Origin of the sequence: Streptomyces albireticuli (assembly GCF_021228125.1) — a bacterium.
GTDB classification, from domain to species: domain Bacteria; phylum Actinomycetota; class Actinomycetes; order Streptomycetales; family Streptomycetaceae; genus Streptomyces; species Streptomyces albireticuli.
The window spans coordinates 305,887-320,135 of sequence record NZ_JAJQQS010000002.1; the positions used below are offsets into that span (position 1 = coordinate 305,887).

Here is a 14,249-nt window from a genome sequence, read left to right on the forward strand (position 1 = left end):
GTGGCCGTCTGCGGCGGAGGGGGCCGGTCCCGCCCGTGCGGTACGGGCGCGGGTCGGGCGGGACGGGGAAGGGGCCCCTACGCGGCCGCCGCGAGCTCCGTCGGCGCCGCGATCGCGGCCAGCAGGTTCACGATCCGGTCCGACGCCAGCCCGTCGCCGAAGGGGCTCGGGAGGGACGCCAGGCGGGCCAGGCCCTCCGGGCCCTCCGCGAGGCGGCGGCGGGCGGCGTGCCCGATCTCCGCACCCGGCTCCACCAGGTCGGCGAAGTCCGCCATGGCCTCCGGCCGCTCCGTGGAGCGGCGCACGACCACCAGCGGGCGGCCCAGCACCGTGCACTCCTCCTGGATGCCGCCGGAGTCGGAGACCAGCAGCGCCGCGTGCCGGGCCAGGGCCAGGAACTCGCCGTAGCCGAGCGGGCGGGTCACGGTCAGGCCGGACAGCAGGTGCTCCAGGCCGGCGGCCTCGATCCGGGCCCGGGTGCGCGGGTGCAGCGGCAGGACGACCGGCCGGCCGTCGGCCACGAGCGCGGCGAGCTCGGTGAAGATCGCCCGCAGGGCGTCGGGGGAGTCGGTGTTCTCGGGGCGGTGGATCGTGGCCAGGACGTACGAGTCCGGGGTCAGCCCGTGCCGCGCCAGGAGCTCCGCGCGGGCGGCGGCGTCCGGCAGCTGGCCGTGCACGGCCTCCACCACGGTGTTGCCGGTGACGACGACGCGGGAGTCCGCCAGGCCCTCCGCGAGGAGGTTGGCGCGGTTGTCCTCGGTGGCGGCGCACAGCACGTCGGCGATCCGGTCGATGAGGACGCGGTTGTGCTCCTCCGGCATGTTGCGGTCGTGGCTGCGCAGCCCGGCCTCGACGTGCAGCAGCGGGATGCCCCGGGCGTTGGCGGCGAGCGCGCCGGCGAGGGCGGCGTTGGTGTCGCCCTGGACGACGACGGCCAGCGGCGGCTCGGCGGTGAACAGCTCGTCGAGCTGCGCGAGGGCGGCGGAGATCTGCACGGCGCGCGGCTGTCCGCCGATGCCCGTCAGGAAGGTCGGCTCCGGCAGGCCCAGCTCGGCCAGGAAGCGGCCGGAGAGTTCCTCGTCGTAGTGCTGACCGGTGTGCACCAGGTGGGCGGCGGGGCCCAGGAGGCGGACGAGGTCGGTGAGCTTGACGAGCTCGGGGCGGGTACCGAGGACGACGGCGACGCTACGGGCGGGCAGGGCGCTGTTCGACGAGCTGTACGACACGGGGTGACTCCTGGGGCTGGCCGGGGGTGACAGCTCCAGAGCCTGTGGGGCGTCGGTTGCGGGGTGGGATGGGGTTGGGTTGCCGGACGGTTGCGATCTTGTGGGGCGGGGTTGTCGAGGGCTTTCGGCCTGGTGGGGGGTGGGACCTTGGTCCTGGGTGGGGGTGTGGTGCGGGGGTGGGGGCCGCCGCGCGGGCCTTGTTCCCCACCCCGCCCCTTCCCGGAACCGGGGAGGTCCCCGGCCCCCCGTTCCGCGCTGACGCGCGGGGTCCTCAAGCGCCGGACGGGCTGAAAATCAGCCCGTCCGGCGTTTGAGGACCGGGGTCCGGGGCGGAGCCCCGGTTCCGGGAAGGGGCGGGGCTGGGGAAAGGCCGCCCGCAGGGCCGGTCGCGGCGAGAGCGGGCCGGCCGCGGGCCCTCACGTTCGCAGATCCGCGTCGGTCCGGGCCGAGGTCAGCCCGGACCGGCCCCCTCCCCGTTCGTCCGGTACCGGTACCCCAGCCCCCGTACCGCCTCCAGCGGGTCCGCCGCCTCGTCGCCCGCCGCCTGGCGCAGCTTCCGGCGCAGCCGTAGCACCGCGAACTTCACCCGCTCCCGGCCCGTCCCCTCGGGGTCGTCCCAGACGCGGTCGAGCAGCTGGTCGGTGGTGATCACGCGGCCCCGGTTGCGTACGAGCACCTGGAGCAGCCGGTACTCGATGTCGCTGAGCCGTGCCTCCTGGCCCTGCCAGACCGCCGAGCGGCGCTCGGGCACCAGCCGCAGTCCGTCGTCGAAGGAGTCGCCGGCCCAGCGGGTGGGGTCGGTGCGGCGCAGCAGCGCCTCGACGCGGGCGAGCAGCTCGTCGTTGCCGAAGGGCTTGGGGAGGTAGTCGTCGGCGCCCGCGCGCAGGCCGCGCACCCGGTCGGTCTCGGCGCCCCGGGCGGTGAGCAGCAGGACGGGCAGGTCGCTGAGGTCGCGGGTGCGTTCCAGCACCTCCCAGCCGTTGAGCTCGGGCAGTCCGATGTCCAGGAGCATGAGCGCGGGCCGCTCGGCGAAGAGCAGCCGCAGCCCGTCGCGGCCGTTGTCGGCGTGCAGGACCTCGTAGCCCGCGCGGGTGAGGAGCGTGCGGAGGGCGAGGGCCAGGTCGGCGTCGTCCTCGACGACCAGGACGCGGCTCATACGGGCGCTCCTTCCGCCCCGCCCGCCGCGGCGGCGCCCTCGTCAGCGCCCTCGGACGCGGCGGCACCCTCCGCGTCCGCCCCCTCCGGCGGCCCCTCCACCGGCAGCCGGATCAGGAACACCGCCCCCTCGCCCTCCGCGCCCCCGGCGGCCAGGGTGCCGCCGTGCAGCTGGACTACGGTGCGGCTGATGGCCAGCCCGAGGCCGGTGCCGGGGTAGCCGCCGCCCTCCGCGTTGGGTGCCCGGACGAAGCCGGTGAAGATCTCCTCCCGGTACTTCTCGGGGATCCCGATCCCCGTGTCGGCGACCTCGATCTCCCAGAACGCGTCCCTGGGCGCCGCCGTCACCGTGATCCGGCCCTCCGGAGGGGTGAATTTCGCGGCGTTCTCCAGAAGGTTGGCCAGGACGTGCTGGAGCCGGTGCCGGTCGCCCCGGAGCGCCGGGCCCGGCGCGCACTCCAGGACCGTGAACACGCCCGGCCCCTTTGCCGTGGCCAGCCGGTCCAGGACGGCTTCCTGGAGCATCCCGGGCACGTCCACCGGGCCGAACTCCAGCTCCAGGGCCGCCGCCCGCATCCGGGTGGTCAGCAGCAGGTCGGCGATCACCCGCTGCATGCGGTCCGCGTTGCGGTGCACGGCGTCGAGGAAGGAGCGCTGGTCGGCGGTGAGCGTGCCGAAGGCGGGGTCGGCGAGCAGCTCGCAGAAGCTGAGGATCGACGTGAGCGGGGTGCGCAGCTCGTGCGAGGCCGCCGCGGTGAAGGCGTTGCGCTGCCGGGCGAGCTCGGTCAGGGCGCGGTTGTCGCGCTCCAGGTCGTGCTCGCGCCGCTTGCGCTCGGTGATGTCCTGGAAGACCCACAGGGAGCACAGGGAGACGCTGCCGTGGCGCAGCGGCTCCACCTCGCGGCGGATGATCCGCCCGTCGACGAGGGGGATCTCGGCCGTCCGGTGGACGTGGCCGCGGGTCTGGAGCCGGTCCGGAGCGCCGGGGCCGGTGTGGCCGGGGGCGAAGAACGCCTGTACGAGGGGGACGACCGCGCGCATGGGGGACCCGGGGGAGAGGTCCACCCGGCCCGCCAGATCGAACATGCGGACGAACTTGGTGTTGACCGCCAGCACCTCGTCGGCCGGTCCCTGCAGCACGGCGCCCGCGGGCAGCGCCTCCAGCAGCGCCTGGAGCCGGTCCCGGTCCTCGGACGGCATTTTCTCACCCAGCTCTCATCGAGGCGGGGAACCTCGACGCCCCTTACGGGAGTTTTCGGGACATCTGTACGACCGAACCATAAGCCAAGGACAGGGACCGCGCCCCCGATGAACCGACCGCTCCGGCACGTGGCCGTCTTCGCCCTGCTGCTCGTCCTCGCCGTGCTCGTCCGGGCCACCTGGGTCCAGGCCGCCGAGGCCGGGGCGCTCGACGACAACCCGCACAACCGCCGCCAGACCATCGCCGCCCACTCCCGGCCGCTCGGGAACATCCTCGTCAGCGGCAAGCCCGTCACCGGCTCCACCGAGACCGACGGCGAGCTCAAGTACAAGCGCACCTACACCGACGGCGAGATGTACGCGCCGGTCACCGGCTACCTCTCCCAGGCGTACGGCGCCACCCAGCTCGAGAGCCTCTACGAATCCGTCCTCACCGGCCGCGACAGCCGGCTGCGCAGCCCCGCGGACGCCCTCACCGGCAAGGAACCCACCCCCGGCGACGTCCTGACCACCCTCGACCCGGCGGTGCAGAAGGCGGCCTACGAGGCGCTCGGCGGCAAGACCGGCGCCGCCGTCGCCCTCGACCCCGCCACCGGCGCGATCCTCGGGATGGCCAGCACACCCTCGTACGACCCCGGGCGCTTCGCCGGGAACGGGTCGGCCGACCGCAAGGCGTGGGAGGCGCTCCAGAACGACAAGAACCAGCCGATGCTCAACCGCGCGCTGCGCCAGACCTACCCGCCGGGCTCCACCTTCAAGCTCGTCGTCGCCGCGGCCGCCCTGGAGAACGGCCTCTACACCTCCGTCGACCAGCCGACCGACAGCCCCGACCCCTACCTCCTGCCCGGCACCACCACCTACCTGCGCAACGAGAACACCGCCGCGCCCTGCGCGAACGCCTCGATCCGCACCGCGCTCCAGTACTCCTGCAACAACGTCTTCGGCCACCTCGCCGAGCGGCTCGGCCAGCAGAAGGTCGCCGAACAGGCGAAGAAGCTCGGCTTCGGCGACGGCAAGCTCGACACGCCCGTACGCGCCGCCGAGAGCCTCTACCCGACCGGCATGGACAAGGCGCAGACCGCGCTCTCCGGCATCGGCCAGTTCGACGTCCGGGCCACCCCGCTCCAGATGGCCATGGTCTCCTCGGCCATCGCCAATGACGGACTGCTGATGACGCCCCGCCTCGTCGACCGCGTCACCGACGGCACCTCCGGCGTCCTGGAGAAGAGCGATCCGAAGGAGTACGGCCGGGCGATGTCGGCCGACACGGCCCAGCAGCTCCGGTCCGCCATGCGGACGGTCGTGGAGAAGGGCACCGGCACCAACGCCCGGATCGACGGGCTCACCGTCGGCGGCAAGACCGGCACCGCTCAGCACGGGGTCGACAACAGCGGTACGCCTTATGCCTGGTTCGTGTCGTACGCCCAGAACGCCCAGGGCAAGCAGATCGCCGTAGCCGTCGTGATCGCCGACAGCGACGCCGCCCGCTCGGAGGTCAGCGGCAACGGCCTCGCCGCACCCGTGGCCGAAGCGATCATGCGCGCCGGGCTGGCCCCGGCCGCCTGATGCCCGCGGTGTCGGTGCCGCTCCGTAGACTGGTCGGCGTGAGCGAGCGCCCCCTGAACGACGACAACGGCGACACCGGCACCGGCGAGGACGACCGGTTCGCCGAGATTGTCGACGCCGAGACCGACCTCCCCCGAACCGAGGGGACCCCCACCCCCGACCTCGCCGTGATCGAGGCCGGCAGCCGCACCCTGCGCGCCCAGTCCGCGCCCCCGCGGAGCGACGTCCCCGCCCGCCCCGCCGACCCCGAGGTCGACCGGGCGCTGCGCGAGGTCGAGACCGAGCTCGCCGGCCGCTGGGGCGAGACCAAGCTCGACCCGTCGCTGCGGCGCGTCGAGGCGCTGATGGACATCCTGGGGCAGCCGCAGCGCGCCTACCCCGCGATCCACATCACCGGCACCAACGGCAAGACCAGCACCGCCCGCATGATCGAGGCCCTGCTGAGCGCCTTCGACCTGCGCACCGGCCGCTACACCAGCCCGCACGTCCAGTCCGTCACCGAGCGCATCAGCCTCGACGGCGCGCCCATCGCGGCCGAGCGGTTCATCGAGACCTACCGCGACATCCAGCCGTACGTCGAGATGGTCGACGACCGCGAGGAGCACCGCCTCTCCTTCTTCGAGGTGCTCACCGCCATGGCCTACGCGGCCTTCGCGGACGCCCCCGTCGACGTGGCCGTCGTCGAGGTCGGCATGGGCGGCACCTGGGACGCCACCAACGTCCTCGACGGCAACGTCGCCGTGGTCACCCCCATCTCGCTCGACCACACCGACCGGCTCGGCACCACCCCCGGCGAGATCGCCGAGGAGAAGGCCGGCATCGTCAAGCCCGACGCCACCGTCGTCCTCGCCCAGCAGCCCGTGGACGCCGCTCAGGTGCTCCTCAAGCGCGCCGTCGAGAAGGACGCGACCGTGGCCCGCGAGGGCATGGAGTTCGGCGTCGTCTCCCGCGAGGTCGCCGTCGGCGGCCAGCTGCTGACGCTGCGCGGCCTCGGCGGCGAGTACCCCGGCGTCTTCCTGCCGCTCTACGGCGCCCACCAGGCGCACAACGCCGCCGTCGCCCTGGCCGCCGTCGAGGCGTTCTTCGGCATCGGCTCGCAGCACGCCCGCACGCTCGACCTCGACACCGTCCGCCGCGCCTTCGCCACCGTCACCTCGCCGGGCCGCCTGGAGGTCGTGCGCCGCAGCCCCACCGTGGTGCTGGACGCCGCGCACAACCCCGCCGGTGCCGCGGCGGCGGCCGAGGCCGTCACCGAGGCGTTCGGCTTCAGCCGGCTCATCGGCGTCGTCGGCGCCAGCGGCGACAAGGACGTCCGCGGTCTGCTGGAGGCCTTCGAGCCGATCTTCGCCGAGGTCGTGGTCACGAAGAACTCCACCGCCCGCGCGATGGACGCCGACGCCCTGGCGGGCATCGCGGTCGAGGTCTTCGGCGCCGACCGGGTCCAGGTCGAGCCCCGTCTTGACGACGCACTCGAAGCGGCCATCACCCTCGCGGAGGAAGAGGGCGAGTTCGCCGGCGCGGGTGTGCTGGTGACCGGCTCGGTGATCACGGTCGGCGAGGCCCGGCTGCTCCTGGGAAGGGACTGACATGCGAATGCTGTGCGCCAGCACTCTGATCGGTGAATTCTTCATCATCGGATTCGCCGGCCTGGTCGCCATGCAGACGTCCGACCTGTCGTCCGGCACGGTCTGGGCCGTCAGCGGCACGGCGATGGTGCTGAGCGTCCTGCTGTGCGGGATGCTCGCCCGCCCCGGCGGCGTGCAGCTGGGCTGGCTGCTCCAGATCGGCCTGGTCCTGAGCGGCTTCATCGTCCCGATGATGTTCATCCTGGGCGTGGTCTTCGGCGGCCTGTGGTGGGCGTCGGTCCACTTCGGCCGCAAGATCGACGAAGCGAAGGCCCGCTTCGCGGCGCAGGCGGCGGCCGAGACCGCGTAGCGGGACGCCGGTGCCGGGTGCTTGACTTGGGTGAGGCACCCGGACCCCTTCCCCGCACCGGCGGGGGTGACCCACCCGACGCCGTCCGACGAGGGCTGACCGGAGCTCGGTCCGGGTGCCACGTCTCCCCGGCGGCCCTGTAGCCTCTGCCGCACTGCACCCTGCCCGCAAGGAGCCGCACCATGTCCCAGCGCACCCTCGTCCTGCTCAAGCCCGACGCCGTCAAGAGGCGCCTGGTGGGCGAGATCCTCCGCCGCATCGAGAACAAGGCGGGCTGGACGATCGAGGCGCTGGAGCTGCGCACGCTGGAGCGCGAGGTCCTGGAGCAGCACTACGCCGAGCACGTGGGCAAGCCGTTCTACGAGCCCCTGATGACGTTCATGTCCTCCGGGCCCGTCGTGGCGCTCGTGGTCGAGGGGGAGCGAGTGATCGAGGGCGTCCGGGCGCTCGCCGGCCCGACCGACCCCATCTCGGCCGCCCCCGGTTCCATCCGTGGTGACTTCGGCACCATCACGCGCGAGAACCTCATCCACGCCTCGGACTCCGAGGAGTCCGCACAGCGGGAAATCAAGATTTTCTTTCCCGGCCTGGCCTGATAGCACATCAGCCACGCACCCATTCTGATCAGGGGCGACCGATTTCTTTTCGGTCGCCCCCTGGCATATGCGGGGCGTACGCGGGAACCTCTCACTCCGACACGACGTCACCATTACTGAGGGGAGCTCCCGTTCCGCCGACAATGGCGGAGGAACCCTCGCACCGCGTTCGAGTCGTCGAGACTACGATGAAGCTTCCGCGCCCCGCGGCGCACCGCACACCTGCCGACCTCAAGTAAGCAATCGCTCCAGCTGGGAAGGCCAGACGTATCCTCATGGGGAACAACATGTCGTTCATCGGCCGTGACATGGCTGTCGACCTCGGGACCGCCAACACGCTGGTGTACGTCAGAGGTCGCGGAATCGTCCTCAACGAGCCATCCGTCGTCGCCATCAATACCAACACCGGCGGGATCCTCGCGGTCGGGGCCGAGGCGAAGAAGATGATCGGCCGAACCCCGGGCAACATCGTCGCGGTCCGCCCCCTGAAGGACGGCGTGATCGCCGACTTCGAGATCACCGAGCGGATGCTCCGCTACTTCATTCTCAAGATCCATAAGCGGCGCTGGATGGCCCGCCCCCGGGTCGTCGTCTGTGTGCCCTCCGGCATCACCGGCGTCGAGCGCCGCGCCGTCATCGAGGCGTCCACCCAGGCCGGCGCCCGTCAGGTGCACATCATCGAGGAGCCGATGGCCGCCGCCATCGGATCCGGCCTCCCCGTCCACGAGGCCACCGGCAACATGGTCGTCGACATCGGCGGCGGCACCACCGAGGTCGCCGTGATCTCCCTCGGCGGGATCGTCACCGCGCAGTCCATCCGCGTCGCGGGCGACGAGCTGGACAACGCGATCATCCAGCACATCAAGAAGGAGTACAGCCTCCTCCTCGGTGAGCGCACCGCCGAGCAGATCAAGATCACCATCGGCTCGGCCTACGACCTCGAACAGGACGAGCACACCGAGATCCGCGGCCGAGACCTGGTCAGCGGCCTGCCCAAGACCGTGGTCATCTCCGCCGCCGAGGTCCGCAAGGCCATCGAGGAGCCGGTCAACTCCATCGTCGACGCCGTCAAGACCACCCTCGACAAGTGCCCGCCCGAGCTCTCGGGTGACGTCATGGACCGCGGCATCGTTCTCACCGGGGGCGGCGCCCTGCTCCGCGGCCTCGACGAGCGGCTGCGCCGGGAGACCGGCATGCCGATCCACATCGCCGAGGACCCGCTGGACTCCGTGGCCCTCGGCTCCGGCAAGTGCGTCGAGGAGTTCGAGGCCCTCCAGCAGGTCCTGGACGCCCAGCCCCGCCGCTGACCGTCCCGCCGGTCCCCACGGCCCCTCCAGGGCCGCCGGGGACCCGGCCGGAACCGGCGGGCCCGGCGGCCTCGCGGCCACCCCGTACCGCCCGCGCACCCGGCCGGCGCGGACCGGCGCGCGAGGGCGGCGCACGGCGTACCCGACGCCGCGAAACAACCTGATATACAGGCAGAACGCTCCCGATGACCGGGCCCGCGCCCGCAGCGGACCGGTCCGACGAGAAGGGCACGCCGCCGCACGTGAGGGACACACGAGAGAGCCGGCTGCTGCTGGTGCTGCTGGTCGCCGTCGCGTTCGCGCTGATCACGGTCGACATCCGCGGCGGCGAGCAGTCCCCGCTCGACGGCGTCCGGCACGCCGCCGCCTCGGTCTTCGGCCCGGTCGAGAAGGGCGTCGCCGCGGCCGTCGACCCCGTCGGCAACGCCGTCGCGGCCGTCCGGGACTCCGGCGAGCGGCACGACCGCATCAGCGAGCTGGAGCGCGAGAACGCGACCCTCAAGCAGCGCCTCGGCAGCGACGACCGCAACCGCGGCCGCGCCCGTGAGCTCGACGCCATGCTCAAGACCGCCGGAGCCGGCCAGTACGGCATCAAGGGCGCCCAGGTCATCGCCATAGGAGCCGCCCAGGGCTTCTCCTGGACCGTCACCATCGACGCCGGCAGCAACGACGGCATCCGGCGCGACATGACCGTCCTCAACGGCGACGGCCTCGTCGGCCGCGTCACCACCGTGGCCCGCACCTCCGCCACCGTGCTGCTCGCCAACGACCCCAAGTTCACCGTCGGCACCCGCATGGAGAAGACCGGCGAGCTCGGCTTCGCCAACGGCCAGGGCGACCGCTCCCTGCGCGTCGAACTCCTCAACGGCAAGGCCGTCGTCCGCGAGGGCGACCGCCTCGTCACCTTCGGCTCCAGCCGCGACAAGCCCTTCGTCCCCGGCGTCCCCGTCGGCGAGGTCACCCGCGTCGAGCCCTCCGGCGGCGGCCTCACCCGCACCCTCCAGGTCCGCCCCTACGTCGGCTACAGCAAGCTCGACATCGTCGGCGTCGTCGTCCAGCCCCCGCGCACCGACCCCCGCGACACCGTCCTGCCGCCCAAGCCCGAGGGCCCCAAACCCACCCCCACCGTGACCGTCACCGTCACCCCCACCCCGAGCGCCAAACCCGAGGACTGACCGATGCGCCTCAACCGGATCCTGCTCTCGACCGCGCTCGTGGTGGTCGCCCTCGTCGTCCAGGTCACCGTGCTCGCCCGCCTCCACCTCCCCGGCGCCGTACCCGACCTGCTCCTCCTCGTCGTCATCGGCCTCGCGCTCGTCTACGGCCATACCAGCGGCGCCCTCCTCGGCTTCGGCGCCGGCCTCCTCGCCGACATCGCGCCCCCCGCCGACCACGCCACCGGCCGCTACGCCCTCGTGCTCTGCCTCGTCGGCTACGCCGTCGGCCTCGTCCGCCCCGAGAACGGACGACTCCGCTCCGCCACCGTGCCCATGATCGTCGTGGTCGTCGCCGCCATCGGATCCACCCTGCTCTACGCGGGCGTCGGCTCCCTCGTCGGCGACACCTCGGCCCGCCACGTCGGCCTCACCGGACTGCTCTTCAGCGCCGCCCTCTACGACCTGCTGCTCGCCCCCTTCACCGTCCCCCTGATCATGACCCTCGCCCGCCGCACCGAGAACGACCCGCTGGCCGGCGAGGGGCCCAGCACCATGGGCGGCGGCGAGGGCGCCTACGGCTGGCTCGGCGGCGGCGGCCGCGGCAGCCGCATCGGCGGCCAGCGCACCGGCCTCCTCGGCAGGTCGGCGCGCAACCGCCAGGGCCGCATGAAGGGAGCCAAGCGCCTGTGAGACCGCCCGCTTCCGACACCCGGGAGGACGCCCGATGAGCAACCTCCCCGAGACCGGGCGGGACTCCCGGGTCACCATCCGGCTCGTCGTCATCCAGATCCTGGTCTTCTCACTCCTGCTCACCCTCGGCGGCCGCCTCTGGTACCTCCAGATCCGCAACGGCGACCAGTACACCGCCGAGGCCGCCGACAACCACATCCAGCAGGTCGTCGCCCCCGCCACCCGGGGCTCGATACTGGACGCCCGCGGCATCCCCCTCGCCGACAACGAGACCCGCCTCGTCGTCTCCGCCAGCCGCACCGACCTGATGAAGATGAAGGACCGCGGCAAGGCCGTCCTCACCCGCCTCGCCGGAGTCCTCGGCCTCCCCGCCGACGAGGTCGCCGCCAAGGTCCGGCTGTGCGACGCCAAGACCCCCAAGCCCTGCTGGGCGGGCTCGCCCTACCAGCCCATCCCCATCACCGACGAGGCCACCACCCAGCAGGCCCTCCAGATCCGCGAGCGCGCCGAGGACTTCCCCGGCATCACCGCCGAACCCACCGCCGTACGCCGCTACGCCGGCCCCGGCGGCTCCAACACCGCCCAGGTCCTCGGCTACCTCTCACCCGTCTCCGACGACGAGATCATCAAGGCCAAGGCCGCCGGCCGCCCCCCGCTGCTCCGCTCCGACCAGGTCGGCCGCTCCGGCCTGGAGCGGCAGTACGACGCCGAGCTGCGCGGCAAGGCCGGCGTCACCCGCTACGAGGTCGACAACCTCGGCCGCGTCATCGGCAAGGCCAAGAGCGACAAGGCCGTCCCCGGCGCCAACGTCATCACCAGCATCGACGCCCGCGTGCAGGCCATAGCGGAACGCGAGCTCGACCAGGCCATGAAGGACGCCCGCAAGGAGCTCGACAAGAACACCGGCGTCAACTACAAGGCCGACGCCGGCGCCGTCGTGGTGATGGAGTCCAGGACCGGCCGCGTCGTCGCGATGGCCTCCAACCCCACCTACGACCCCAACGCCTGGGTCGGCGGCATCAGCGCCAAGGACTACCAGCAGCTCACCGGCAAGGATTCCGACTACCCGCTGCTCAACCGCGCCATCCAGGGCCAGGCCGCCCCCGGCTCGGTCTTCAAGGTCATCTCCGCCACGGCCGCGGTCAACGCCGGCTACTCCTTCACCGACAACTACAACTGCTCCAGCTCCTACAGCATCGGCAACCAGGTCTTCAAGAACTTCGAGTCCAAGGGATACGGCCCCATCAACCTCGGCCGCGCCCTGGAGGTCTCCTGCGACACCGTCTTCTACGACCTGGCCTACCGCCAGTGGCAGAAGGACGGCGGGAACAACCCTAAGCACCCCAAGGACTGGTTCTACCGCACCGCCCACCAGTTCGGCCTCGGCAAGGAGACCGGCATCGACCTCCCCAACGAGGTCAAGGGCCGCGTCCCCGACCGCGAGTGGAAGAAGCGCTACTGGGAGGCCAACAAGGACACCTGGTGCAAGCAGGGCGGCAACGCCGAGGACTACGCCGCCAAGATCGCCAAGGAGAACTGCGAATCCGGCATGCGCATGCGCGCCGGTGACTCCGTCAACTACTCCATCGGCCAGGGCGACACCCTCGTCACCCCCGTCCAGATGGCCACCATCTACGCCGCCATCAGCAACGGCGGCACCCTCTACAACCCCACCGTCGGCAAGGCCGTCGCCAGCCCCGACGGCAAGACCGTCCGCGAGATCCGGCCCACCGCCCACGGCAAGCTGCCCTTCGACACCCGCACCCGCAACCAGCTCGACGCCGCCCTGGCCGGCGTCGCCACCCAGGGCAGCGCCGCCTGGCGGTTCGAGGGCTGGCCGCAGAAGGAGATCCCGATGCACGCCAAGACCGGCACCGCCGAGGTCTACGGCAAGCAGACGACCTCCTGGTTCGCCACCTACACCCAGGACTACACGATCGTCATGACGATCTCCCAGGGCGGCACCGGCTCCGGCGCCTCCGGCCCGGCCGTACGCAAGATCTACAACGGCCTCTACGGCGTCGACGACAAGGGCAAGATCGACCCGAAGAAGGCGCTCCTCCCGCACCCCCAGGAGAAGCTCCCCACCATCGAGAAGGACGGCACGATCGAGGCCCAGAAGATCGATCCGCCCGCCCCGAAGCCCAAGGAGAGCGACGCCGCCCGGAAGGAGGAGAAGGACGAATGAGCGCCACCGACGGCTACAACGTCCGCCGCTACACCCCCGAGCGCTCCACCTGGGGCCGGCTCACCGCCCGCGACTCCGTCGTCCGCCGCCTCGACTGGGTCATGCTCCTCGCCGCCCTCGCCCTCTCCGGCATCGGCACCCTGCTCGTCTACTCCGCCACCCGAAACCGCACCGAGCTCAACCAGGGCGACCCCTACTACTTCCTGCTCCGCAACATCCTCAACACCGGCATCGGACTCGGCCTCGCCGTCGCCGCCGTCTGGGTCGGCCACCGCGCCCTGCGCGGCGGCGTCCCCATCCTCTACGCGATCTCCGTACTGCTCACCGCCGCCGTCCTCACCCCGCTCGGCGCGACCATCAACGGCGCCCGCTCCTGGATCCAGCTCGGCGCCGGCTTCTCCATCCAGCCCTCCGAGTTCACCAAGATCACCATCACGCTGGGGATGGCGATGCTGCTGGCCGCCAAGGTCGACGCCGGCGACCGGCAGCACCCCGACCACCGCACCGTCGTGGAGGCCCTCGGCCTCGCCGCCCTCCCGATCGTCATCATCCTGCTGATGCCCGACCTCGGCTCCGTCATGGTGCTGGTGGTCATCGTCCTCGCCGTGCTGCTCGCCTCCGGCGCCTCCCACCGCTGGATCGCCGGCCTGCTCGGCGCCGGCGTCCTCGGCTGCGTCCTCATCTGGCAGCTAGGCGTCCTGGACGAATACCAGATCAACCGCTTCGCCGCCTTCGCCAACCCCGCCCTCGACCCCTCCGGCGTCGGCTACAACACCAACCAGGCCAGGATCGCCATCGGCTCCGGCGGCCTCACCGGCTCCGGCCTCTTCCACGGCAGCCAGACCACCGGCCAGTTCGTCCCCGAGCAGCAGACCGACTTCATCTTCACCGTCGCCGGCGAGGAACTCGGCTTCGTCGGCGCCGGCGCGATCGTCTTCCTCGTCGGCGTCGTGCTCTGGCGCGCCTGCCGGATCGCCCGCGAGACCACCGAGCTCTACGGCACGGTCGTCGCCGCCGGGATCATCGCCTGGTTCGCCTTCCAGTCCTTCGAGAACATCGGGATGACCCTCGGCATCATGCCCGTCACCGGACTGCCCCTGCCCTTCGTCTCCTACGGCGGCTCGTCCATGTTCGCCGCCTGGATCGCGATCGGACTGCTCCAGTCGATCAAGGTCCAGCGGCCGGTCTCCGCCTGACGCGCCTGTCCGCCGGGGGACTGCCGCGGAAGC

The 14,249-nt window shown here is 72.1% G+C and carries 12 protein-coding genes; 9 read left to right on the forward strand and 3 right to left on the reverse strand.

The window, feature by feature from the left end:
* Positions 1–77 precede the first annotated feature (77 nt).
* From wecB to LUZ64_RS01540, 3 genes are all read right to left on the reverse strand, one after another.
* A complete protein-coding gene (gene wecB / locus LUZ64_RS01530) occupies positions 78–1,226 on the reverse strand; it encodes a non-hydrolyzing UDP-N-acetylglucosamine 2-epimerase (RefSeq protein WP_232390572.1) in 1,149 nt (382 codons plus the stop codon).
* A 451-nt stretch (positions 1,227–1,677) separates the two neighbouring features.
* Positions 1,678–2,382 carry a response regulator transcription factor gene (locus LUZ64_RS01535; protein ID WP_095581014.1) on the reverse strand — a complete coding sequence of 235 codons (705 nt, stop codon included), beginning with the start codon at positions 2,380–2,382 and terminating at the stop codon, positions 1,678–1,680.
* On the reverse strand, positions 2,379–3,581 hold the full coding sequence (locus LUZ64_RS01540) for a PAS domain-containing sensor histidine kinase (RefSeq protein WP_095581013.1): 1,203 nt from the start codon (positions 3,579–3,581) through the stop codon (positions 2,379–2,381). The genes LUZ64_RS01535 and LUZ64_RS01540 overlap by 4 nt, the downstream gene beginning before the upstream one ends.
* 108 nt (positions 3,582–3,689) lie before the next feature.
* Between LUZ64_RS01540 and LUZ64_RS01545 the strand changes: the two genes are divergently transcribed.
* The 9 genes from LUZ64_RS01545 to rodA all read left to right on the forward strand — a co-directional run bounded on the left by LUZ64_RS01545 (position 3,690) and on the right by rodA (position 14,216).
* Positions 3,690–5,147 (forward strand): peptidoglycan D,D-transpeptidase FtsI family protein, encoded by a 1,458-nt coding sequence (locus tag LUZ64_RS01545; RefSeq protein ID WP_095581012.1) that lies wholly within the window; start codon positions 3,690–3,692, stop codon positions 5,145–5,147.
* Positions 5,148–5,185: 38 nt separating this feature from the next.
* Positions 5,186–6,733 carry a bifunctional tetrahydrofolate synthase/dihydrofolate synthase gene (gene folC, locus LUZ64_RS01550; protein WP_232390136.1) on the forward strand — a complete coding sequence of 516 codons (1,548 nt, stop codon included), beginning with the start codon at positions 5,186–5,188 and terminating at the stop codon, positions 6,731–6,733.
* A 1-nt stretch (position 6,734) separates the two neighbouring features.
* Positions 6,735–7,082 carry a DUF4233 domain-containing protein gene (locus tag LUZ64_RS01555; RefSeq protein ID WP_095581010.1) on the forward strand — a complete coding sequence of 116 codons (348 nt, stop codon included), beginning with the start codon at positions 6,735–6,737 and terminating at the stop codon, positions 7,080–7,082.
* Between the two features lie 182 nt (positions 7,083–7,264).
* Complete coding sequence (gene ndk, locus LUZ64_RS01560) at positions 7,265–7,678, forward strand: nucleoside-diphosphate kinase (RefSeq protein ID WP_095581009.1); 414 nt, start codon at positions 7,265–7,267, stop codon at positions 7,676–7,678.
* Between the two features lie 287 nt (positions 7,679–7,965).
* Positions 7,966–8,985, forward strand: a complete 1,020-nt coding sequence (locus LUZ64_RS01565) for a rod shape-determining protein (RefSeq protein ID WP_004950903.1) — start codon at positions 7,966–7,968, stop codon at positions 8,983–8,985.
* 242 nt (positions 8,986–9,227) lie between these two features.
* Positions 9,228–10,160 (forward strand): rod shape-determining protein MreC, encoded by a 933-nt coding sequence (mreC, locus tag LUZ64_RS01570; protein WP_095581016.1) that lies wholly within the window; start codon positions 9,228–9,230, stop codon positions 10,158–10,160.
* A 3-nt stretch (positions 10,161–10,163) separates the two neighbouring features.
* Positions 10,164–10,832: a rod shape-determining protein MreD gene (gene mreD / locus LUZ64_RS01575; RefSeq protein WP_095581008.1), complete on the forward strand. Its 669-nt coding sequence runs from the start codon at positions 10,164–10,166 to the stop codon at positions 10,830–10,832.
* Positions 10,833–10,866: 34 nt separating this feature from the next.
* Positions 10,867–13,020: a penicillin-binding protein 2 gene (mrdA, locus tag LUZ64_RS01580; RefSeq protein WP_095581007.1), complete on the forward strand. Its 2,154-nt coding sequence runs from the start codon at positions 10,867–10,869 to the stop codon at positions 13,018–13,020.
* Complete coding sequence (gene rodA / locus LUZ64_RS01585; protein ID WP_095581006.1) at positions 13,017–14,216, forward strand: rod shape-determining protein RodA; 1,200 nt, start codon at positions 13,017–13,019, stop codon at positions 14,214–14,216. Before mrdA ends, rodA begins: the two co-directional genes overlap by 4 nt.
* Positions 14,217–14,249: the final 33 nt, after the last annotated feature.